Source organism: Eisenbergiella massiliensis (genome assembly GCF_003435485.1).
This window is the reverse complement of the sequence record NZ_QVLV01000010.1, coordinates 204,688-226,133: the sequence shown is the minus strand read 5'-3', so window position 1 is coordinate 226,133 and position 21,446 is coordinate 204,688. Positions and strand designations below refer to the sequence as shown.

The 21,446-nt window shown below is 46.2% G+C and carries 35 protein-coding genes and 1 riboswitch; of the genes, 34 read left to right on the top strand and 1 reads right to left on the bottom strand.

Going from position 1 to position 21,446, the window contains the following annotated elements; translation table 11 throughout:
• The first annotated feature begins 210 nt into the window (after positions 1–210).
• From DXC51_RS16205 to DXC51_RS30065, 5 genes are all read left to right on the top strand, one after another.
• Positions 211–1,398 carry a DUF3048 domain-containing protein gene (locus tag DXC51_RS16205; RefSeq protein WP_021636644.1) on the top strand — a complete coding sequence of 396 codons (1,188 nt, stop codon included), beginning with the start codon at positions 211–213 and terminating at the stop codon, positions 1,396–1,398.
• A 223-nt stretch (positions 1,399–1,621) separates the two neighbouring features.
• Positions 1,622–2,290, top strand: a complete 669-nt coding sequence (hypB, locus tag DXC51_RS16200; protein ID WP_117544908.1) for a hydrogenase nickel incorporation protein HypB — start codon at positions 1,622–1,624, stop codon at positions 2,288–2,290.
• Positions 2,291–2,296: 6 nt separating this feature from the next.
• Complete coding sequence (locus DXC51_RS16195) at positions 2,297–2,638, top strand: hydrogenase maturation nickel metallochaperone HypA/HybF (protein ID WP_117544907.1); 342 nt, start codon at positions 2,297–2,299, stop codon at positions 2,636–2,638.
• A complete protein-coding gene (locus DXC51_RS16190) occupies positions 2,635–3,105 on the top strand; it encodes a DUF2752 domain-containing protein (protein WP_117544906.1) in 471 nt (156 codons plus the stop codon). The genes DXC51_RS16195 and DXC51_RS16190 overlap by 4 nt, the downstream gene beginning before the upstream one ends.
• A gap of 80 nt (positions 3,106–3,185) precedes the next feature.
• Positions 3,186–4,262 carry a hypothetical protein gene (locus DXC51_RS30065; RefSeq protein WP_243003215.1) on the top strand — a complete coding sequence of 359 codons (1,077 nt, stop codon included), beginning with the start codon at positions 3,186–3,188 and terminating at the stop codon, positions 4,260–4,262.
• A gap of 42 nt (positions 4,263–4,304) precedes the next feature.
• On the opposite strand, the gene DXC51_RS16180 is transcribed toward DXC51_RS30065, so the two are convergent.
• Positions 4,305–5,165 carry a class I SAM-dependent methyltransferase gene (locus DXC51_RS16180; RefSeq protein WP_025487420.1) on the bottom strand — a complete coding sequence of 287 codons (861 nt, stop codon included), beginning with the start codon at positions 5,163–5,165 and terminating at the stop codon, positions 4,305–4,307.
• Positions 5,166–5,368: 203 nt separating this feature from the next.
• A riboswitch (Lysine riboswitch) is annotated at positions 5,369–5,543 on the top strand.
• Between the two features lie 127 nt (positions 5,544–5,670).
• Between DXC51_RS16180 and DXC51_RS16175 the strand changes: the two genes are divergently transcribed.
• The 29 genes from DXC51_RS16175 (at position 5,671) to rpmJ (ending at position 21,060) form a co-directional block, all read left to right on the top strand.
• On the top strand, positions 5,671–7,290 hold the full coding sequence (locus DXC51_RS16175) for a Na+/H+ antiporter NhaC family protein (protein ID WP_025487419.1): 1,620 nt from the start codon (positions 5,671–5,673) through the stop codon (positions 7,288–7,290).
• A gap of 60 nt (positions 7,291–7,350) precedes the next feature.
• On the top strand, positions 7,351–7,563 hold the full coding sequence (locus DXC51_RS16170; RefSeq protein ID WP_147332372.1) for a hypothetical protein: 213 nt from the start codon (positions 7,351–7,353) through the stop codon (positions 7,561–7,563).
• A 289-nt stretch (positions 7,564–7,852) separates the two neighbouring features.
• Positions 7,853–8,170, top strand: coding sequence for a 30S ribosomal protein S10 (rpsJ, locus tag DXC51_RS16165; RefSeq protein WP_009256142.1), 318 nt, complete (start codon positions 7,853–7,855; stop codon positions 8,168–8,170).
• 148 nt (positions 8,171–8,318) lie between these two features.
• A complete protein-coding gene (gene rplC, locus DXC51_RS16160) occupies positions 8,319–9,002 on the top strand; it encodes a 50S ribosomal protein L3 (protein ID WP_021633696.1) in 684 nt (227 codons plus the stop codon).
• A gap of 26 nt (positions 9,003–9,028) precedes the next feature.
• On the top strand, positions 9,029–9,649 hold the full coding sequence (gene rplD, locus DXC51_RS16155; protein ID WP_025487417.1) for a 50S ribosomal protein L4: 621 nt from the start codon (positions 9,029–9,031) through the stop codon (positions 9,647–9,649).
• Positions 9,649–9,948 carry a 50S ribosomal protein L23 gene (rplW, locus tag DXC51_RS16150; RefSeq protein WP_117544904.1) on the top strand — a complete coding sequence of 100 codons (300 nt, stop codon included), beginning with the start codon at positions 9,649–9,651 and terminating at the stop codon, positions 9,946–9,948. Before rplD ends, rplW begins: the two co-directional genes overlap by 1 nt.
• 127 nt (positions 9,949–10,075) lie before the next feature.
• Complete coding sequence (gene rplB / locus DXC51_RS16145) at positions 10,076–10,918, top strand: 50S ribosomal protein L2 (protein WP_025487416.1); 843 nt, start codon at positions 10,076–10,078, stop codon at positions 10,916–10,918.
• 14 nt (positions 10,919–10,932) lie between these two features.
• Entirely contained in the window at positions 10,933–11,214 is a 282-nt protein-coding gene (gene rpsS, locus DXC51_RS16140; protein WP_021633700.1) for a 30S ribosomal protein S19, read from the top strand.
• A gap of 19 nt (positions 11,215–11,233) precedes the next feature.
• Complete coding sequence (gene rplV / locus DXC51_RS16135) at positions 11,234–11,620, top strand: 50S ribosomal protein L22 (RefSeq protein ID WP_021633701.1); 387 nt, start codon at positions 11,234–11,236, stop codon at positions 11,618–11,620.
• Between the two features lie 48 nt (positions 11,621–11,668).
• Complete coding sequence (gene rpsC / locus DXC51_RS16130) at positions 11,669–12,325, top strand: 30S ribosomal protein S3 (protein ID WP_021633702.1); 657 nt, start codon at positions 11,669–11,671, stop codon at positions 12,323–12,325.
• Complete coding sequence (gene rplP / locus DXC51_RS16125; RefSeq protein WP_021633703.1) at positions 12,325–12,762, top strand: 50S ribosomal protein L16; 438 nt, start codon at positions 12,325–12,327, stop codon at positions 12,760–12,762. The genes rpsC and rplP overlap by 1 nt, the downstream gene beginning before the upstream one ends.
• A complete protein-coding gene (gene rpmC, locus DXC51_RS16120; protein ID WP_021633704.1) occupies positions 12,752–12,961 on the top strand; it encodes a 50S ribosomal protein L29 in 210 nt (69 codons plus the stop codon). The genes rplP and rpmC overlap by 11 nt, the downstream gene beginning before the upstream one ends.
• A 32-nt stretch (positions 12,962–12,993) precedes the next feature.
• Positions 12,994–13,251, top strand: a complete 258-nt coding sequence (rpsQ, locus tag DXC51_RS16115) for a 30S ribosomal protein S17 (RefSeq protein WP_009256131.1) — start codon at positions 12,994–12,996, stop codon at positions 13,249–13,251.
• Between the two features lie 89 nt (positions 13,252–13,340).
• Complete coding sequence (gene rplN, locus DXC51_RS16110; RefSeq protein WP_021633706.1) at positions 13,341–13,709, top strand: 50S ribosomal protein L14; 369 nt, start codon at positions 13,341–13,343, stop codon at positions 13,707–13,709.
• A 10-nt stretch (positions 13,710–13,719) separates the two neighbouring features.
• The gene (rplX, locus tag DXC51_RS16105; RefSeq protein ID WP_025487415.1) at positions 13,720–14,031 is read left to right on the top strand and encodes a 50S ribosomal protein L24; all 312 of its coding nucleotides are present in this window, start codon (positions 13,720–13,722) and stop codon (positions 14,029–14,031) included.
• Positions 14,032–14,054: 23 nt separating this feature from the next.
• Complete coding sequence (rplE, locus tag DXC51_RS16100; protein WP_021633708.1) at positions 14,055–14,594, top strand: 50S ribosomal protein L5; 540 nt, start codon at positions 14,055–14,057, stop codon at positions 14,592–14,594.
• Positions 14,595–14,606: 12 nt separating this feature from the next.
• Complete coding sequence (locus tag DXC51_RS16095) at positions 14,607–14,792, top strand: type Z 30S ribosomal protein S14 (RefSeq protein ID WP_009256127.1); 186 nt, start codon at positions 14,607–14,609, stop codon at positions 14,790–14,792.
• 16 nt (positions 14,793–14,808) lie between these two features.
• On the top strand, positions 14,809–15,210 hold the full coding sequence (gene rpsH / locus DXC51_RS16090) for a 30S ribosomal protein S8 (RefSeq protein ID WP_021633709.1): 402 nt from the start codon (positions 14,809–14,811) through the stop codon (positions 15,208–15,210).
• Between the two features lie 48 nt (positions 15,211–15,258).
• Positions 15,259–15,801, top strand: coding sequence for a 50S ribosomal protein L6 (gene rplF / locus DXC51_RS16085; RefSeq protein ID WP_025487414.1), 543 nt, complete (start codon positions 15,259–15,261; stop codon positions 15,799–15,801).
• A 17-nt stretch (positions 15,802–15,818) separates the two neighbouring features.
• Positions 15,819–16,187, top strand: coding sequence for a 50S ribosomal protein L18 (rplR, locus tag DXC51_RS16080; RefSeq protein WP_021633711.1), 369 nt, complete (start codon positions 15,819–15,821; stop codon positions 16,185–16,187).
• Between the two features lie 20 nt (positions 16,188–16,207).
• The gene (rpsE, locus tag DXC51_RS16075) at positions 16,208–16,717 is read left to right on the top strand and encodes a 30S ribosomal protein S5 (protein ID WP_021633712.1); all 510 of its coding nucleotides are present in this window, start codon (positions 16,208–16,210) and stop codon (positions 16,715–16,717) included.
• Positions 16,718–16,731: 14 nt separating this feature from the next.
• The gene (gene rpmD, locus DXC51_RS16070; protein WP_021633713.1) at positions 16,732–16,917 is read left to right on the top strand and encodes a 50S ribosomal protein L30; all 186 of its coding nucleotides are present in this window, start codon (positions 16,732–16,734) and stop codon (positions 16,915–16,917) included.
• Between the two features lie 18 nt (positions 16,918–16,935).
• Positions 16,936–17,376: a 50S ribosomal protein L15 gene (rplO, locus tag DXC51_RS16065; protein WP_025487413.1), complete on the top strand. Its 441-nt coding sequence runs from the start codon at positions 16,936–16,938 to the stop codon at positions 17,374–17,376.
• Positions 17,376–18,689: a preprotein translocase subunit SecY gene (gene secY, locus DXC51_RS16060; RefSeq protein ID WP_021633715.1), complete on the top strand. Its 1,314-nt coding sequence runs from the start codon at positions 17,376–17,378 to the stop codon at positions 18,687–18,689. The genes rplO and secY overlap by 1 nt, the downstream gene beginning before the upstream one ends.
• A 130-nt stretch (positions 18,690–18,819) precedes the next feature.
• Positions 18,820–19,461 carry an adenylate kinase gene (locus DXC51_RS16055; RefSeq protein ID WP_117544903.1) on the top strand — a complete coding sequence of 214 codons (642 nt, stop codon included), beginning with the start codon at positions 18,820–18,822 and terminating at the stop codon, positions 19,459–19,461.
• A gap of 27 nt (positions 19,462–19,488) precedes the next feature.
• Positions 19,489–20,241 (top strand): type I methionyl aminopeptidase, encoded by a 753-nt coding sequence (map, locus tag DXC51_RS16050; RefSeq protein WP_025487412.1) that lies wholly within the window; start codon positions 19,489–19,491, stop codon positions 20,239–20,241.
• 13 nt (positions 20,242–20,254) lie between these two features.
• Entirely contained in the window at positions 20,255–20,524 is a 270-nt protein-coding gene (locus DXC51_RS16045; protein WP_180998385.1) for a KOW domain-containing RNA-binding protein, read from the top strand.
• A gap of 35 nt (positions 20,525–20,559) precedes the next feature.
• Positions 20,560–20,778 carry a translation initiation factor IF-1 gene (gene infA / locus DXC51_RS16040; RefSeq protein ID WP_009256116.1) on the top strand — a complete coding sequence of 73 codons (219 nt, stop codon included), beginning with the start codon at positions 20,560–20,562 and terminating at the stop codon, positions 20,776–20,778.
• Between the two features lie 168 nt (positions 20,779–20,946).
• The gene (gene rpmJ, locus DXC51_RS16035) at positions 20,947–21,060 is read left to right on the top strand and encodes a 50S ribosomal protein L36 (protein WP_023353537.1); all 114 of its coding nucleotides are present in this window, start codon (positions 20,947–20,949) and stop codon (positions 21,058–21,060) included.
• Positions 21,061–21,446 lie beyond the last annotated feature (386 nt).

The window sequence follows — 21,446 nt, the reverse complement described above, 5'->3', positions numbered from 1 at the left end:
TGTGAGAGGTCGAAAATTTCTCTAATCAGAGAAATTTTCTCCTACTCGATTATTACACCGTAGAATGATATTGTGCCTAATTCGCTCTCAGGTAATTTATGGGACAGGGCAGGAATCTGCCGTTTCACATGGACAAAAGGATGTTGTCTATTATATAATGTTTTAAGTTACTGAAAACCCGATTTTATTTTTGCATAAAGGAAAGAACAAATGATGAAACGGAAAAGAATAATATTGGCCGCTGCTTCGGTAATGGCTGCGGCATTGACTTTAACAGCCTGCGGGAAAAAGCAGGAAACCATGGTGGAAGAGACAGTAGCGTCAACTGAAGCGCAGATTGTTGAGACAGAGACACAAAGTGAAACAGAGACGGAAACGGAAACAGAGACAACCACCGTTCCGGTTATCGAAGAACGCAGCACGGTGGATGGAAAAATGCAGAGCTATCTGACCGGAGAATGGAAGGATGAAGAGGTTGTAACCAGAAGGCCGATTGCGGTTATGATACCGAATAATTCCCAGGCGATGCCTCAGTACGGGATCTCTCAGGCAAGTGTTATTTACGAAGCGCCTGTGGAAGGGAGAATTACCAGGCTGATGGCGATATTTGAAGATTTTGATGATTTGGATCATATCGGGCCGGTGCGCAGCAGCCGGGATTATTTTGTGTATACAGCGATGGGCTATGAGGCTGTTTACTGTAACTGGGGCCTTGCCAGACCTTATGTGGAGGAGCTGATTAACAGAGATACAGTGCAAAACATCAGCGCAGGAGTGGAAGGAATTTACAAGCCTGCTGACGAGGCCTATGGAAGAATCAAACGTCCCGGGTATAAACTGGAATTTACGGGATATCTGTTTATTGACGGTCTGAAGGATGCAGTGGAACGTTTGAAATATGACTGGGAATATGATGATGATTATGTGCCGCAGTTTACTTTTGCGGCAGAGGATTACCGTGCGGAGTATAAGGATGCGGAAGATGCCATAATTGTCCGTCCCGGAGGAACCGGTGCTAACTCAGGCGGCTACGGTGCATACAATCCTTATTTTGAGTATAATAAGGAGGACCAGCTCTATTACCGTTATCAGGACGGGAAGAAACAGATTGATGAGATGAATAATGAGCAGCTTGCTGTTTCCAACGTGGTTTTCCAGTATTGCCATGGTGAGGTGCGTGATGCTAAGGATTATCTGGCTTTTGGCGTTCACGGTGAGGGGGATGCCATTGTATTCACTGGCGGCAAGGCAATAAAGGGCACCTGGTCCCGTATGGAGGGCGATGGCGTTCCGCCTAAATTCTATGATGAAGATGGCAATGAAATCATTTTTAACCAGGGGAAAACATGGATCTGTAATATCTGGAAGGAATTCTCCGAGTTTGCGGAATATGAATAAGAATGCGGATTCGGAAAGATAAGGAATATATAAGAGGGAGCGGGTATTTTCCGCTTCCTTCTTTGCTTTACATGCGTTGACTTTATTCCAAGGGAGTGTTACGTTTATATAAGCAGTTTTGAAGCCTGCGGGAGAAATCTGCCAAAAAGATAACCCTGCGCGTGCTTGCAGGGGAAGGCAGGGGCTTTCATGTAAATTGATTTTTCAACAAAGGAGAAGAGGTATGAAGGATTATAAAATTCTTGAGATTAAAAAAAGCGTATTTGAGGATAACGACAGGGAAGCGGACGAACTGAGGAAGGCATTGAAGATGCAGAAGACCTTTCTGCTCAATCTGATGTCATCCCCCGGTTCAGGAAAAACGACAACACTGAAAAAAACCATTGACATGCTGAAGGATGAGATGAAAATAGGCGTTATGGAGGCGGATATTGATTCTGATGTGGATGCAGCCGCCATATCGGAAACGGGAGTAAAGGTTATTCAGCTGCATACCGGCGGAATGTGCCATCTGGATGCTGAGATGACAAAACAGGGGCTTGAAGGGCTGGAAACGGAAGGCATTGATCTGGCTATTCTTGAAAATGTGGGAAATCTGGTATGTCCGGCGGAATTCGATACGGGCGCATCCAGGAATGCCATGATTCTGAGTATACCGGAAGGGGATGATAAGCCTTTGAAATATCCACTGATGTTTTCCATCTGCGATGTCCTTCTGATAAATAAGATAGATGTACTGCATTATTTTGATTTTGATATGGAGGCCTGTATGGAAAGGGCAAGGAAAATAAATCCGGATATAAAGATTATACCTGTTTCTGCAAGAAACGGCGAAGGTCTGGAGGAATGGGCAGAGTGGCTGCGGGAGCAGGTCCGGGCGTGGAAGGAGTAAGCTGTTTTGCATGAATTGGGTTTATTAATGGAAATTGTTAAAACAGTTGAAAAATTCACTGTGGAAAATAAGGTTGGCAGGATCGAAAAGCTTGTTCTGCAGATTGGGGAAATATCATCCGTAATACCGGAATATATGAAAAAGGTGTATCCTGCCGCGGTAGAGGGTAGTATGCTGGAGGATGCGGCGCTGGAAATTGAGATACTGCCGGCTAATGGAAGATGCCTGGACTGCGGCAGAGAATTTCATGCCACTGTTTGCGGGGGAGTCTGTCCGGACTGCGGAAGCAGGAATATGAAAATAATCAGCGGACGGGATTTTTTCATTAAGGAAATTGAGTGTATATGAAGAAAACTGTGGGGGTGATCCTGAAACGTATAGGAAGGGATATCAGACAGTATAAATGGGCGGGGGCAGCTTTCCTGATTTATTATATTGTGGTAAAAGCGGTTTTCCATGCGTTTTGTCCTCTTCTTATCCTGACGGGGCTGCCCTGTCCGGGTTGCGGCACCACAAGGGCGCTTATTTATATTTTTCGGGGACAGTTCGGAAGGGCGTGGCAGCTGAATCCATGCGCTTTTTTGATGGTTCTGTTTGGGGTATATTTTGTTTATATGCGGTATGTGAAGGGGAAAAAGGTAAAGTATGCCATGGAAATTTTGGCTGCGGCTGCGGCGCTTATGCTCCTTGTTTATATATATCGTATGGTTACGGAATTTCCCGGATATCCGCCGATGACCTTCAGGCGGGATAATATTCTGAACCGGATATTTCCCTTTTATAATGATTTCTTGCGGCATCTGTTTGGAATATGATAGAATAAAAGTAGCTCTGGAGAGAAAAACTGCGGATAAAATAAAAACAGGACGCCGTACGGCGCAGACAGGAGGTTTGCATGAGCGACAAGGATATAAATCAAATGCAGAATACAGCGGAGGGCCCGGAGGGCGGAACAGCTGATATCATAAATGAAGAGACGGCAGGAAACATAGAAGTACAGCCGGTAAATGACGGGATGCCGCTGTCCATGCAGGCTCAGTCGGCTCAGGAAGATATGCCGGCGGCCGAGGATGCAGCGGCTCAGGAAGATATGCCGGTGGCCGGGGATATGGCGGCTCAGGAAGGTATGCCGGCGGCCGAGGATGCAGCAGCTCAGGAAGGTATGCCGGCGGCCGGGGATACGGCGACTCAGGAAGATATGCCGGCGGCAGTGGATGCAGCGGCTCAGGAAGGTATGGCGCAGGAAAAAACAGCGCAGGAGTCTGCGACGCAGGAGCCGTCAGCTTGGAAGACGGCGGAAGAGGCCATTGGCAGTCAGGGAAATGCGGGAACGGATAATGCATTTCAAAATGCCGGAGGCAGCAATAATAACGTATATCAGAATGCGGGCGGACAGAACGGAAGCGGTTATCAGGATGCCAATATCCGTTATGGCACCAATATGTATCAGAGCCAGGCTGGTTACCAGAATCCTGCTGGTTACCAGAATCCTACTGGTTATCAGAATTCTGTCGGTTATCAGAACGGACCCTCCTATGGAAACCAGAACGCCAATACCTATCAGAATCCCAATTTCTTTCAGCAGGGCGGCAATGGCGCGCCCAATAATACATATACGAATGCAAATGTATATGGGAACGGAAACGGTTATGGCCGTCCAAATGGGCAAAACGGTTATCCGTATGGCGGAGCCTATCAGGAAAGTCCTTATCAGGGAGCACCGATTGCTCCTATCAGCCAGGAGGCCCCGGAACCGCCGATGAAGGTATCCGACTGGGTTCTCACCTTGCTTGTGCTTGCCATTCCCTGTGTGAATATCATCATGCTTTTTATATGGGGCTTTGGCACGACGGAAAACCGTAGCAAAGCTAATTTCTGCAAGGCGGCGCTGATTTGGACAGCGGTGGTGGCCGCACTTGGATTTATTTTATATATGGTCATAGTAGCAGGTGTAATTGCCGGATTGGTTTAACCAATCCGGCAATTATGTTACAGCCTTTTAAAGCTGCAGCCTTCAGCTGTTCCAGCGCCCTGATGCGCCGCAGGGAAGAATCAGGCCGCTTTCCGTTACTGGAAGGCCGATTTCTTCCGCATCCACATGTCCTCCCAGAACCGGGACGATACACAGGTTCATCATATAGGACAATACGGCGGGCTGCAGGCCGGTAGTGTAGGAATTTATAAGAAAGAAACGGGCGTCCCTGGACAGCAGCTGGGTGCACAGCTGTACAAAAGGGAATATGCTCTCCTCGATTTTCCAGATTTCCCCTTTGGGGCCTCTTCCGTAGGAGGGAGGATCCATAATTATGCCGTCATAAGTGTTCCCTCGGCGGATTTCACGTTCCACGAATTTGACACAATCGTCTACCAGCCAGCGGATGGGAGCATCTGAAAGACCGGAGGCCGCCGCATTTTCCTTTGCCCAGGAAACCATGCCCTTGGACGCGTCCACGTGGGTGACGCTGGCCCCGGCTTTAGCGGCACTGAGCGTTGCGCCTCCGGTATAGGCGAACAGATTCAGAACCTTCAAAGGCCGGCCGGACTTACGGATGATGTCCGAAAACCAGTCCCAGTTTACCGCCTGTTCGGGAAATAATCCAGTATGCTTGAAACTAAATGGCTTCAGCCGGAAGGTGAGATCACGGTAATGGATGCTCCATTCCTGGGGAAGATTAAAAAATTCCCATTCGCCGCCGCCCTTGCTGCTGCGGTGATAATGTCCGTTCTTTTTTGACCAGCCCGGGTGCCTGCGGGGAGAATTCCAGATTACCTGAGGATCCGGGCGGACAAGCAGGTAATCCCCCCAACGCTCCAGCTTTTCACCGTTTCCGGTATCCAGCACCTCATAATCCTTCCAGTTTTCAGCTTTCCACATATGTTTGCTCCATTCCTTTTCGTAATAATATTTCTCTGTCATCCATGACCGGGCAAAAATAAAATCCTGCCCGGACAGTATCTGATAACACTATACACGAATGAATTGTGGTCTGCAACTACCGCCTGTGGAAAAATGAGGTTTTATCTTGTTTTTTACAGACAAGGGTGGTAAAATGCCAGTATACGTACAGAAAATAGAATAGATATGATAGAGGCGCGGGCTTTATCAGTACCATTTGGGCAAAGGAACAGGACAGCCGTCCATATGGGAAAGGAAAGACCGCCGAAGAATTGTTTCCCGGTCCGGGGAAGCTTTTCTGGGGCGCAGCAGAATATGCTGCGGACTGTCACAAGGATGTGGAGCGCTATCTGTAATTTACTGCTGAAAAGATCAGGACAGGAACCGTGAATGGGAGTGCGCACAGCCTTATGTTCACGGTTCTTTTTTTGCGTACGTAAAATAGCTGCACAAAGCGGCTGAGGGGAAAGAGAGGATTTTACATATGAAAAGACATGGAAAGAAACTGGCCGGAGGGCTGGGGCTGATATTCCTGCTGGCGGCCTTCTGCTCTGTGACCGTGCTGGCTGCGGGAACGGATGCGCCCGAGCCTGCCTTGTATGCCACTGTTGCATCATTGATTCCGCCCGTAGTGGCAATTGTCCTGGCCCTGATAACCAAGGAGGTTTACAGCTCTCTTTTTATAGGGATTCTTGTAGGCGGCCTTTTTTATTCAGGATTCCGGTTTGAGGGCACGGTTACCCATATTTTTCAGGATGGATTTGTTGCGGTGCTGTCTGACGGCTATAATGTGGGCATTCTGATGTTCCTTGTTATTCTGGGCGCCATGGTTAGCCTGATGAACCGGGCGGGAGGATCGGCGGCTTTCGGACGGTGGGCAAAAGAAAAAATCAGGAGCCGGGCCGGTGCGCAGCTGGCTACAATTGTTTTGGGCGTTTTGATTTTTATCGATGATTATTTTAACTGCCTGACAGTGGGAAGCGTAATGCGTCCGGTAACGGACAGACATAATGTATCCCGCTCGAAACTGGCGTATCTCATTGATGCAACGGCTGCGCCTGTCTGCATCATAGCGCCGATCTCCTCCTGGGCCGCAGCGGTAACGGGCTTTGTGGAAGGAGAGGATGGATTTTCCATTTTCATTCAGGCGATTCCCTATAATTTTTACGCGCTTCTGACGATTGCCATGATGGTCTGCCTGGTGGTGATGAAGTTTGATTTCGGACCGATGGCAGCTCATGAAAAAAATGCGCAGAACGGAGATCTTTTTTCTTCCGGGAAAAAGGATGAAAAAGAGGTGGAAGTGGAAACTGCAAATCCCAGAGGCCGTGTGGTAGATCTGGTAGTGCCCATTCTTGTGCTGATTATCTGCTGTATTGTGGGGATGATTTATACTGGCGGTTTCTTCTCCGGCGCTGATTTCGTCACGGCTTTTTCCAACAGCGATGCTTCGGTGGGCCTTGCTCTGGGAAGCTTCTTTGCCATGGTGCTCACCATCCTTTTTTACTGCGTACGCAGAGTGCTGGGCTTTACGGACTGCATGGCATGCCTGCCGAACGGCTTTAAGGCTATGGTGCCTGCCATCCTGATACTGACCTTCGCATGGACGCTGAAAGCGATGACGGACAGCCTGGGTGCGGCGGCTTTCGTTGCGGCCGCGATGGAGAAGGCAGCGGGAGGCCTGATGAACCTGCTTCCGGCCATCATTTTCCTGGTAGGTTGTTTCCTTGCCTTCGCTACAGGGACAAGCTGGGGAACCTTCGGAATCCTGATCCCCATTGTTGTCGCTGTTTTTGAAAAATCCGATCCGAAGCTGATGATTATCTCCATTGCCGCTTGTATGGCGGGGGCGGTGTGCGGCGATCACTGCTCGCCCATATCGGATACCACGATTATGGCTTCGGCAGGAGCGCAGTGCGATCATGTGAATCATGTGACCACCCAGCTTCCTTATGTTATCACTGTGGCCGCAGTCTCTTTTGTGACGTACCTGCTGGCTGGCTTTGTACAGAATGCGTGGATTACGCTTCCCATCGGACTGGCCCTGCTCATTATTGTGCTGCTGGTAATCAGGGGGACGCAGACGAACCGGGCAACGGATTAGTTTTTACATTTCCTTTTATATAGGAAGAAAGACGCTGCGGCCCGAACCAGGATTATCCGAATGGCACGCGGGGAAGGCCGCCAAAATCCAGGCTTAGTAAGAGCCGTTGCCGCTGATAAGGGTATTTTTGCGGCGGAAAACCTCCGGAGGAAAGGGGCAGAAATGCCTTTTTCCTCCGGTTTTTGTACAAAAGAACATAATTTTTGTCATCAACGAAAAAAACTTGATTTTTTTAGAAAAAAAGCTTGCATCTTTGGCAGAATATCAGTATAATAACAAATGCTGTGACATGATAGCAATGAAGCGTGAGGTTGCTGCCCACTGTGGCAGGTTTTCCGTGGAGCGAATGTCAAGTTAGGAAACTGACGACAAGTCACTGTACAAGCAATGAAGTCTGTTAATAAACAGAAACAACCGAGTGAAAAGTCCAAATGGAACTTGATGAGGTTCCGATAGTCGCAAAGCGTTTAAATACGTTAACAATTAGGACACACACGGGAGAGTGTACAGTCACCGCTTGTCGTACTTCAACAAAAAGTGCGAAAAGGAGGCGACTTTTTTTATGGCAAATCAGGTAATGAGAATTACATTGAAAGCTTATGACCATCAGCTGGTTGATGCGTCTGCCAAGAAAATCATCGAAACAGTCAAGAAGAACGGAGCACAGGTGAGCGGACCTGTACCGCTTCCTACTAAGAAGGAAGTTGTTACAATTCTGAGAGCCGTACACAAGTACAAAGACTCCAGAGAACAGTTCGAGCAGAGAACCCACAAGAGACTGATCGACATCATAGCTCCTACCAACAAGACGGTAGATGCTCTTCAGAGACTGGAAATGCCTGCCGGTGTTTACATCGACATCAAAATGAAAACCAAATAATTCAACACAACGAAACCTCTACAAAGACGTATGAACAATGTCTTATTTCGCAGGACTTCATCCTTCTTCTTTATAAAGTATTAAAGGTGAGGGCAGAACTGGGGGATAGACGCTGTTCCGCTATGTAGACAACAAGGAGGTAAAAATCATGAACAAAGCGATTTTAGCTACCAAAGTCGGAATGACCCAGATTTTCAATGAAGATGGTTCCCTGATTCCGGTAACCGTACTTCAGGCCGGCCCCTGTGTGGTAACCCAGATTAAGACAGTTGAGAACGACGGTTACAGCGCAGTACAGGTTGGATTCGTAGACAAGAAAGAAAAGATTGTCAACAAAGACAAGGGCGGTAAGAAAGAAGTTATTCACAGACATGGTGTTAACAAGGCTGAAAAAGGCCACTTCGATAAAGCCGGAGTTTCCTGCAAGAGATATGTAAGGGAATTCAAATTTGACAATGCGTCCGAATATGCACTGGCTCAGGAAATCAAAGCTGATATCTTTGCTGCCGGAGATAAAGTGGATGCAACCGCTGTTTCCAAAGGTAAAGGATTCCAGGGCGCCATCAAGAGACATGGCCAGCACAGAGGCCCCATGGCTCACGGTTCCAAATTCCACCGTCATCAGGGTTCCAATGGTGCATGCTCCTCACCGAGCCGTGTATTCAAAGGAAAAGGAATGCCTGGACATATGGGCTGCGTAAAGGTTACAGTTCAGAACCTGGAAGTTGTAAGGGTTGACGCAGAAAAGAATCTGCTTTTGGTGAAAGGCGCAGTACCGGGCCCTAAGAAAGCAATGGTAACAATCAAAGAAACCACAAGAATGGATGCTTAAATTAGGGGTGAAAGGAGGAACTAACAATGGCTAACGTAGCTGTTTATAATATGGAAGGCAAGGAAGTCGGAACAATCGACTTAAGCGATGCAGTATTCGGCGTTGAAGTAAATGAACACCTGGTACACATGGCAGTCGTTCAGCAGCTTGCCAATAAGCGTCAGGGAACACAGAAAGCGAAGACCCGTTCTGAAGTTTCCGGCGGCGGAAGAAAACCTTGGAGACAGAAAGGAACCGGTCATGCAAGACAGGGTTCAACAAGAGCTCCCCAGTGGACTGGCGGCGGTGTGGTATTTGCTCCCGTTCCGAGAGACTATTCCTTCAAGCTGAACAAGAAGGAAAAGAGAGCGGCTCTCAAATCTGCATTAACAAGCAGAGTACAGGAAAACAAACTCATCGTTGTAGATGAACTGAAATTTGATGAAATCAAGACTAAGAACTTCAAGCAGGTTATGGATAACCTGAAGGTTGTAAAAGGCCTTGTTGTTATCAATGAAAATGACAAGAACGTGGTAATGAGCGCTAAGAACCTGGCTAAAGTCAATACAACTCTGACAAGCACACTGAATGTATATGATATAATGAAAGCCGGCACCGTAGTTCTTACCAAGGATGCTGTTAAGACTATCGAGGAGGTGTACGCATAATGGCTGACGTAAAATATTATGATGTCATCCTCAAACCCGTCATCACTGAGAAGAGTATGGCTGGTATGGGAGATAAGAAATATACTTTCCTTGTTCATCCCGAAGCAACCAAATCCCAGATTAAAGAAGCTGTGGAAAAAATGTTCGAAGGAACCAAGGTTAAGAGCGTAAACACACAGAACTGCGAAGGCAAGAACAGAAGACGCGGCATGGTAGTGGGCAAAACTGCCAGGACCAAGAAAGCAATCGTTCAGCTGACAGCAGAAAGCAAAGATATCGAAATCTTCGCCGGTCTGTAAGAAGCGCGGGTGCAGGCATGTTTCTGTACTTGCATCAGGAGACACACGGTACGGTTTAACCGCTCCGGCCTCCGCTTAAGTGCAAATCAAGCACGACAATAAATGATGAAGAAAAGGAGAAAAAATCATGGGAATTAAGACATATAACCCATATACACCTTCCAGAAGAAATATGACTGGTTCTGATTTCTCTGAGATTACAAAGTCCACTCCTGAGAAGAGCCTTTGCGTTTCTCTGAATAAGAATGCAGGCCGTAACAATCAGGGCAAGATTACCGTGAGACATCGCGGCGGCGGAAACAGAAGAAAATACAGAATAATCGATTTCAAGAGATACAAAGATGATGTTCCTGCAACTGTAGTCGGCATCGAATACGACCCGAACAGAACTGCTAACATCGCATTAATCTGCTATGCAGACGGTGAGAAGGCTTACATCCTTGCTCCTGAAGGACTGAAGGATGGCATGAAAATCATGAATGGCCCTCACGCAGAAGTAAGAATCGGAAACTGCCTTCCTTTATCTGAAATTCCTGTTGGTACTCAGGTACACAACGTTGAATTATATCCCGGCAAGGGCGGTCAGCTGGTTCGTTCCGCTGGAAACGGCGCACAGCTGATGGCTAAAGAAGGAAAATATGCAACATTGAGACTTCCCTCCGGTGAAATGAGAATGGTGCCCGTAATCTGCCGCGCAACCGTAGGTGTTGTAGGCAACGGAGACCACAACCTGATCAACATCGGTAAAGCAGGACGTAAGCGTCACATGGGCATCCGCCCGACAGTCCGCGGTTCCGTCATGAACCCTAACGACCATCCTCATGGTGGTGGTGAAGGTAAGACCGGTATCGGCCGTCCGGGCCCGAGTACTCCTTGGGGCAAACCTGCACTCGGCTTGAAGACACGTAAGAAGAAAAAAGCGTCCAACAAGCTGATTGTAAGAAGAAGAGACGGTAAGGCTATTAAATAAGGAGGAAAGAATCAATGGCTAGATCACTGAAAAAAGGACCGTTTGCTGACGCAAGCATCCTCAAAAAAGTAGATGCACTGAACGCTGCCGGACAGAAACAGGTTATCAAAACCTGGTCCCGCCGTTCCACAATCTTCCCGTCCTTTGTTGGACACACAATTGCTGTCCATGACGGAAGAAAACATGTGCCTGTATATGTAACGGAAGATATGGTTGGACATAAGCTCGGAGAGTTTGTAGCAACCAGAACCTATAGAGGACATGGAAAAGACGAAAAGAAATCCAAACTGAGATAATTGAAAGGAGGTTTTATCCATGGCAAGAGGACACAGAACTCAAATAAAGAGAGAAAGAAATGCAAATAAAGATACAAGACCTTCTGCAAAGTTATCTTACGCAAGGGTTTCTGTACAGAAAGCATGCTTCGTACTGGATGCCATCAGAGGCAAAGACGTTACGACAGCACTGGCTATCCTGGAATACAATCCCAGATATGCATCCAGCCTGATTAAGAAATTACTCGAATCTGCAATTGCAAACGCAGAAAACAACAACGGTATGAACAAAGACAACCTGTATGTTGCACAGTGTTATGCAAATAAGGGACCCACAATGAAGAGAGTACACCCCAGAGCACAGGGAAGGGCTTACAGAATCGAAAAGAGAATGAGCCACATCACCTTAGTGCTGGATGAGAAATAATCCGAGGAAGGAATTGTCCCGGACGGGGCAAACGTGAAAGGAGAAAATATGGGACAGAAAGTTAATCCTCATGGCTTAAGAGTCGGCGTCATCAAAGATTGGGATTCCAGATGGTATGCGGACGCTGAGTTTTCAGACTTTTTAGTAGAAGATTACAATATCAGAAAATATTTAAAGAAAAAACTTTACAGTGCCGGTGTTTCCAAGATTGAAATCGAAAGAGCATCCGACAGAGTAAAGGTTATCATCTACACTGCGAAGCCGGGTGTTGTTATCGGTAAGGGCGGTGCGGAAATCGAGGTTACCAAGAAAGAGCTGTCCAAGCTGACAGACAAAAAGGTTCTTGTTGACATCAAAGAAATCAAGAGACCTGACAGGGATGCACAGCTGGTTGCAGAGAACATCGCTCAGCAGCTGGAAAACCGTGTGTCTTTCAGAAGAGCTATGAAATCCTGCATGGGCAGAACCATGAAGGCCGGCGCGCTGGGTATCAAGGCTGCATGTGCAGGCCGTCTTGGCGGAGCTGATATGGCTCGTACCGAATTCTACAGTGAAGGAACCATCCCGCTTCAGACACTGAGAGCTGATATCGATTATGGATTTGCAGAAGCAGATACCACATACGGTAAAGTTGGTGTCAAAGTATGGATCTACAAGGGCGAAATACTTCCTGCGAAAGGAAACAAGGAAGGGAGCGATAAATAATGTTAATGCCTAAAAGAGTTAAACGTCGTAAACAGTTCCGCGGTTCTATGGCAGGCAAAGCAATGCGCGGCAACACCATTACTTATGGTGAGTACGGTCTGGTAGCAACAGAGCCGTGCTGGATCAAGTCCAATCAGATTGAAGCAGCCCGTATCGCGCTGACACGTTATACAAAGCGTAGTGGTAAGGTATGGATTAAGATTTTCCCTGACAAACCAGTAACAGCAAAACCAGCAGAAACACGTATGGGTTCCGGTAAAGGTACTCTGGAATACTGGGTAGCGGTTGTTAAGCCCGGACGTGTAATGTTTGAAATTGCAGGTGTTCCTGAGGAATCCGCAAAAGAAGCATTACGTCTTGCTATGCATAAGCTTCCATGTAAATGTAAAGTTGTTTCTAAAGCAGATTTGGAAGGCGGTGTATCAAATGAAAACTAAACAGTTTGTTGAAGATTTAAAGAAAAAATCCGACGCTGATTTAGCACAGGAACTGGTAAATGCTAAAAAAGAACTTTTCAATTTGAGATTCCAGAACGCAACAAATCAGCTTGATAACACGGCAAGAATCAAAGAGGTTCGGAAGAATATCGCAAGAATCCAGACCCTCATTACTGAAAAAGCCAAGGCTGCTCAGTAAGCCGTTAACATTCCAGAAAGGAGCACATCGACGTGGAAGAAAGAAATCTGAGAAAAACACGTACTGGTAAAGTCGTTAGTAATAAAATGCAGAAAACTATCGTTGTTGCTGTAGAAGACCATGTAAGACACCCTCTTTATGGTAAAATCGTTAAGAGAACCTACAAGCTGAAAGCTCATGACGAGAACAACGATTGCAACATCGGCGATACCGTTAAAGTAATGGAAACAAGACCTCTGTCCAAAGACAAGAGATGGAGACTTGTGGAAATCATTGAAAGAGCAAAATAATTAACGTTAATTCAAACGTTTGCAATAATAGGAATACAGGTTCTGCGCCCAGCTAAATCAGGGGTGAACCTGGCGGAAGGAGAATTAGCATGATTCAACAGGAAAGCAGATTGAAAGTTGCTGATAATACCGGTGCAAAAGAGCTCCTGTGCATCAGAGTTATGGGTGGCTCTACAAGAAGGTATGCGAATATCGGCGATGTTATCGTTGCCAGCGTCAAAGATGCAACACCAGGCGGCGTTGTAAAAAAAGGCGACGTAGTAAAAGCTGTTGTTGTACGTACTGTAAAAGGCGCTCGTCGTAAAGACGGTTCTTATATCAAATTTGACGAAAATGCTGCTGTAATCATCAAAGATGACAAGACTCCCAGAGGAACCCGTATCTTTGGACCGGTAGCAAGAGAGCTTCGTGAGAAACAGTTTATGAAAATTGTATCTCTGGCTCCCGAAGTATTATAGGAGGTGCCTTATGTCGACAATGAAAATTAAGAAGGGCGATACTGTTAAAGTAATCGCTGGTAAGGATAAGGACAAAGAAGGAAAAGTTCTTTCCGTAGATAAGAAGAACGGCAAAGTGGTTGTTGAAGGCGTGAACATGGTAACAAAGCATGCAAAACCGTCTGCTGCAAACCAGAACGGCGGAATTATTCAAAAAGAAGCTGCGCTTGATGTATCGAACGTAATGTACGTTTACAAAGGAAAACCGACCAGAATCGGTTTCAAAGTTGAAAATGACAAGAAAGTACGTTTCGCTAAATCAACCGGCGACGTAATTGATTAATTCTAAGGAAGGAGGCCGTAAACGTGAGTAGACTGAAAGACTTATACAATGATACGATTGTAGAAGCAATGACCAAAAAGTTCGGATATAAAAATGTTATGGAAGTTCCGAAGCTGGATAAAATCGTCATCAACATGGGTGTTGGCGAAGCAAAAGATAATGCAAAGGCTCTGGAATCTGCCGTGAAGGACCTTGAAACAATCACAGGACAGCATGTAGTACTTACAAGGGCTAAAAACTCCATCGCTAACTTTAAAATCAGAGAAGGTATGGCAATCGGATGTAAAACAACCCTCCGTGGTGAGAAAATGTATGATTTTCTTGACCGTCTTGTAAACCTTGCGCTTCCTCGTGTACGTGACTTCAGAGGTGTAAACCCTGATGCATTCGACGGAAGAGGAAACTACGCACTGGGCATCAAGGAACAGCTTATTTTCCCCGAAATCGAATACGATAAGGTAGAGAAAGTAAGAGGTATGGACGTTATCATCGTTACTACTGCAAAGACTGACGAAGAGGCACGTGAATTACTGAGATTATTCAACATGCCTTTTGAGAAATAAGGAGGTTCATTCATGGCTAAGACAGCAATGAAGATTAAACAGCAGCGCAAACCTAAATTCTCCACAAGAGAATATACTCGTTGCAAAATCTGTGGTCGTCCACATTCAGTGTTAAGAAAATACGGAATCTGCAGAATCTGCTTCCGTGAACTGGCATATAAAGGACAGATCCCCGGCGTAAAGAAAGCAAGTTGGTAAGAAGGAGGCAATTCAAATGACAATGAGCGATCCGATTGCAGATATGCTTACAAGAATCCGTAATGCAAATACTGCAAAACATGATACAGTAGATGTACCTTCATCCAAAATGAAACTGGCTATCGCGCAGATTCTGCTGGACGAGGGATATATCAAGAAATATGACATTCTGGATGACGGTGCTTTCAAGACCATCCATATCACCCTGAAATATGGTGAAGACAAGAACCATAAGATCATCACAGGCTTAAAGAGAATTTCCAAACCCGGCCTCCGCGTATACGCAGGCAAGGAAGAACTTCCCAAGGTACTGGGCGGACTTGGTATTGCTATCATCTCTACCAACCAGGGCGTTATCACAGACAAGAAAGCAAGAGAACTTCAGGTAGGCGGCGAGGTACTGGCATTCGTTTGGTAATCAACCGGATGCTGGGCTGGCTTTGAATAAATTATAGGAGGTACGGGCATGTCACGTATAGGAAGAATGCCAATCGCAGTTCCTGCAGGCGTTACTGTAGAGATTGCAGAAAATAATAAAGTGACTGTAAAAGGTCCCAAGGGCACACTTGAAAGAGTGCTCCCTGCTGAGATGGAAATCAAGATGGAAGGAACCGAAATCGTGGTTTCCAGACCTAATGATTTAAAGAAAATGAAATCCCTGCATGGTCTGACCAGAACACTGATCAACAACATGGTTGTTGGTGTAACCCAGGGCTACGAGAAGAAGCTGGAAGTAAATGGTGTAGGTTACAGAGCAGCAAAGTCCGGCAATAAATTAACCTTATCTTTAGGTTATTCCCACCCGGTGGAGATGGAAGATCCCGAAGGCATTGAAACAGTGATGGAAGGACAGAACATCATCATCGTAAAAGGTATCGATAAAGAAAAAGTTGGCCAATTCGCAGCTGAAATCAGAGACAAGAGAAGACCGGAACCTTACAAGGGCAAGGGTATCAAGTATGCTGATGAAACAATCAGACGTAAAGTTGGTAAGACTGGTAAGAAATAGATAAGGAGAGTGTAAAAATGGTTAGTAAGAAATCAAGACAAGAAGTTCGTTTGAACAAGCATAGAAAACTGCGTAACCGTTTTAGCGGCACTGCTGAAAGACCGCGTCTTGCTGTGTTCAGAAGCAATAATCATATGTATGCTCAAATTATCGACGATACAGTTGGAAATACACTTGTTGCAGCCTCCACCGTTGAAAAAGACGTAAAGGCTGAACTGGAAAAAACCAATAACGTTGATGCGGCAGCATACCTGGGAACTGTAATTGCAAAGAGGGCTCTGGAAAAAGGAATCAAAGCGGTTGTCTTTGACAGAGGCGGCTTTATATACCAGGGTAAGATCGCAGCATTAGCTGATGCGGCCAGAGAAGCTGGCCTGGAATTCTAGGAAGGGAGAACACATCGTAAATGAGACATACAATCATTGACACAAGCAATCTGGAACTCACTGAAAAAGTAGTTTCCATCAAACGTGTAACTAAGGTTGTAAAGGGTGGTCGTAACTTCCGTTTCACAGCTTTAGTCGTAGTAGGCGACGGCGCGGGACACGTAGGTGTAGGCCTTGGAAAAGCAACTGAAATTCCGGAAGCTATCCGCAAAGGAAAAGAAGACGCTGCCAAGAATCTGGTAAGCGTTGCACTGGATGAAAACAACAGTATTACCCATGACTTCCTGGGCAAGTTCGGTTCTGCAACCGTTCTTCTCAAGAAAGCTCCTGATGGTACCGGTGTTATCGCCGGCGGCCCTGTTCGTAACGTATGCGAACTTGCAGGTATTAAAAATATCCGTACGAAATCTCTTGGATCCAATAACAAGCAGAACGTCGTACTTGCTACCATCGAAGGCTTAAGCCAGTTAAAGACTCCTGAAGAAGTAGCAGCTAACCGTGGTAAATCTGTTGACGAAATCATGGCTTAAGGAGGAAATTTAAAATGGCAGAGAAAACTTTAAAAATCACGTTGGTAAAGTCCCCTATCGGTGCGGTTCCGAAGCATAAAGCTACCGTAAAGGCAATGGGACTTACCAAAATGCACAAAACAGTTGAGCTGCCCGACAATGAATCCATAAGAGGCATGATTCAGCAGGTCGGTTACATGCTCAAAGTAGAAGAAGCGTAAGAACAGGAGGTGTCAGGAATGGAATTATCAAACTTACAGCCTGCAGAAGGTTCCAAGCACAGCGATAACTTCAGAAGAGGCCGTGGCCATGGTTCAGGAAACGGCAAAACAGCTGGTAAGGGACACAAAGGTCAGAAAGCTCGTTCAGGAGCTCCCAGGCCGGGCTTTGAAGGCGGTCAGATGCCTTTATACAGACGTATTCCCAAGAGAGGCTTCACTAACAGAAACTCTAAGGTTATCGTAGGCATTAACTTAAGCGCTCTGGAGGTTTTTGAGAACGGAACTACCGTTACCGTAGAAACCTTAATTGAAAAGGGCATTGTTAAAAATCCCAAAGATGGAGTAAAAATCCTCGGAAACGGAGAATTGACCAAAAAGCTCGATGTTAAGGCTGATGCGTTCAGCGCATCCGCAAAAGAAAAAATCGAAGCACTTGGTGGAACAGCAGAGGTGATGTAATGCTTACAACACTTAAAAATGCATTTAAAATGAAAGAGCTCCGGAAGAAGATTTTCTACACCTTTGCCATGCTGGTTGTGATCCGCTTAGGATCACAGCTGCCTGTGCCTGGGGTTGACAGAACTTATTTTTCCAGATGGTTTGCGGCGCAGACCGGTGACGCATTCAATTTTTTTGATGCGTTTACCGGCGGTTCTTTCCTGAACATGTCATTGTTCGCCCTGAACATTACGCCGTATATTACATCCTCCATCATTATACAGCTCTTGACCATTGCCATCCCTAAGCTGGAAGAAATGCAGAAGGACGGTGAGGACGGCCGTAAGAAGCTGACCGCAATCACCAGATATGTTACTGTTGGTCTGGCTTTGATTGAATCAACCGCTATGGCAATCGGCTTCGGCAGAAGCGGACTGCTGGAAGACTTCAATGCATTGAACGTAATTACTGTTATCGCTGCCCTTACAGCAGGAAGTGCATTCCTGATGTGGATTGGTGAGAGAATTACGGAAAATGGTGTGGGCAACGGTATTTCAATAGTCCTGACCATCAACATTGTATCCAGGATGCCTCAGGATCTGGCAAGCCTTTATAATCAGTTTGTAAAGGGCAAACCTGTGGCAACCGCTGTTTTAGCGGCTCTTATCATTCTGGCTATTATTGTTGCCATGGTTATTCTGGTTATAATCCTGAATGATGCAACCCGGAAAATCCCGGTCCAGTATGCAAAGAAGGTTCAGGGAAGGAAAATGGTGGGCGGCCAGTCCTCCAATATCCCGCTGAAGGTGAATACTGCAGGCGTTATCCCCGTAATTTTTGCATCCTCCATCATGCAGTTCCCGGTAATTATCGCTCAGCTTTTGGGCTATAAGGGAACAGGCGTATGGAGCCATATCCTGAAGGGATTAAGCTCAAGCAGCTGGTGCAAGCCCAGTGAGCCGGTATATTCTATCGGCCTTGTTGTATATATTGTTCTGGTAATCTTTTTTGCTTATTTCTATACATCGATTACCTTCAATCCCCTTGAGATTGCAAACAATATGAAGAAGCAGGGCGGATTCATTCCCGGTATCAGGCCCGGCAAGCCCACCAGTGATTATCTGAACAGAATCCTGAACTACATTATTTTCATCGGTGCATGCGGCCTGACAATTGTCTGCGTACTGCCCTTTGTATTCAACGGTATCTTCGGCGCAAGCGTTTCCTTTGGCGGAACGAGCCTTATCATCGTTGTCAGCGTAGTTCTTGAGACATTAAAGCAGATTGAATCCCTGATGCTTGTGCGTAACTACAAAGGCTTTTTGAATGACTAATCATATATACTAATGATAATTGGGACAGAACATTTGTTTTGTCCCAAAATGCGATATAGAACAGAGGAGGTAACTGTGCAGGCAAGAAACAGTTACCGGAGAAACGCGTCCTCAAAGTGGAGAAAATGCTATGAAAATTATTATGTTAGGTGCTCCTGGCGCCGGAAAAGGAACTCAGGCGAAACTGATTGCTGAAAAATACGGCGTTCCCCATATCTCAACAGGAGATATTTTCAGGGCTAATATTAAAAATGGTACCGAGCTTGGTAAAGAGGCCAAGGAATATATGGATAAGGGACTCCTTGTTCCGGATGAACTCACCGTACGCCTTCTTCTGGACAGAGTTGCCCAGGATGACTGCAAAAACGGTTATGTTCTGGATGGATTCCCGAGAACGATTCCTCAGGCTGAGGTTCTTGACAAGGAACTGATCAAGCTGGGTGACAGCGTTGATTTTGCAGTTGACGTGGATGTACCCGACGAGAATATTATCAGAAGAATGTCCGGCAGACGTGCATGCCTTAACTGCGGCGCTACCTACCACATTGTGAACATACCGCCCAAAAAAGAAGGTATCTGCGATGTATGCGGCAGCGAACTGGTGCTGAGGGATGATGATCAGCCTGAGACAGTAAAGAACCGTCTTAAGGTTTATCATGAGCAGACACAGCCTCTGATTGAGTATTATACAGGCAAAGGTGTGCTGAGAACAGTTGACGGCACTCTTCCGATGGAAGAAGTCTTTGATGCAATTGTAAAAATCCTTGGTTAAGGATAGCGGCCTTCGGAGGTTATTTGTATGGCAGTGACCATTAAATCTGCAAGAGAAATTGAATTTATGCGGGAGGCCGGAAGGATACTGGCAGAGGTTCACGAAGAACTCGGTGCTTTTATCCGTCCCGGCATTTCCACGCTGGACATTGATATGCTGGGCGAGAAATTAATACGCAGCTACGGCTGTACACCCAACTTTCTGAATTACAACGGGTATCCGGCGTCTATCTGTGTATCGGTCAACAATGAGGTGGTACATGGAATCCCCAACAGGAACCATATCCTGGAGGAGGGTGACATTGTCAGCCTGGATGCGGGACTTATTTACAAGGGGTATCATTCCGATGCGGCAAGAACCCATGCGGTGGGCAATATCAGCGAAGATGCCAAAAAGCTGATTGCGGTGACCAGGCAGAGCTTTTTTGAAGGAATTAAACTCGCGAAAGCAGGAAACCACCTTCATGATATATCCGAAGCGATTGATGATTATGTGAGCGGATTTGGGTATGGGATTGTCCGTGATTTAGTTGGTCATGGCATTGGCACCCAGCTTCATGAGGATCCTCAGATCCCCAATTTCAGGCAGAAACGCAGGGGCGTAAGACTGCAGGCCGGCATGACCCTGGCAATAGAGCCCATGATCAATATGGGCGGCTGGCCGGTGGAGTTTCTGGATGACGGATGGACTGTTGTGACCAGGGATGGTTCCCTTTCCGCCCATTATGAGAATACAATTCTGATAACGGAAGGCGAGCCGGAGATTCTCACAATCTGCTGAAATGAGGAAATCTATGACTGGAAAACTGGCGCTCTCAAAAGCGGGGCATGACAAAGATAAGCTTTATCTGATTGTAAAGGAAGAGCAGGATACGGTATATCTGGCGGACGGACGTAAACGCGGTCTGCTGAATCCGAAGAAGAAGAACCGAAGGCATATTCAGGTGATACACGAAGGTGTTTCTGAAGAAGAGCTGGAACGCTTCTTTCAAAATCCTGCCTGGGCCGACACTCAAATCAGAGAGAGGATAGAGCTTTTTAACCGCAGAATGAAACCTGAGTAAATTGATAATGATTGTAAACAGAAAGGAAGCAAAATATGTCAAAAGCAGATGTAATTGAAATCGAAGGAACCGTAGTTGAAAAGCTGCCCAACACCATGTTCCAGGTGGAGTTGGAGAATGGACACAGAGTGCTTGCACATATCAGCGGAAAATTAAGACAGAATTTTATCCGTATCCTTCCCGGTGATAAAGTGACTCTGGAGCTTTCTCCTTATGATCTGTCCAAAGGACGTATTATCTGGAGAGATAAATAATCCGTGTAACCGGACACTGGAATGAATGAGTTTCAGGTCCTTACAGCCGGCTGTCAGGAAATTACCGGATTTTTCAGGAAAAACCGGGTTAATTTCGTGAAAACAGCTTGCATAAACCGTTGCCCCATGTTATAATTTAAAACGGTCTTTTTTGAAAGGAGGTTTAACATGAAAGTTAGATCATCAGTAAAACCGATTTGCGAAAAATGCAAAGTCATCAAGAGAAAGGGTGCTATCAGAATCATCTGCGAGAACCCGAAGCACAAACAGAGACAGGGTTGATCCTTGTCGCTCCATTCAGGCGGCATCAGCACCAATTACAAAAAAGGTGCTTGTAGATAATTGAACGTAAGACAATTCGTGTTGGGATGCGGCGATGTTTCGGCAGAGCCGCAGAAAATCTTACATGGGTTTACGGGAGATTACTTTTTGATACCGAAAATTAGGATGCACAGCGTCCTCAGTATTCGTGAGAATACCGGAGTATCGGAAAGGCCGGATGGATGTCCGGCTGGGTAAGCGACTGCGGGGCAGTCGCTCGAAAAACAAAACAAATCTCCGATTTGCTTTGTTTTTCCTATTGGATTTCCGGGAGAGATAGAGAGAGTTGTTGGAGGCCAGAAATGGCGGACGGGAGCTTTTGGTTATCGCCGGAAGGGAGATTCATG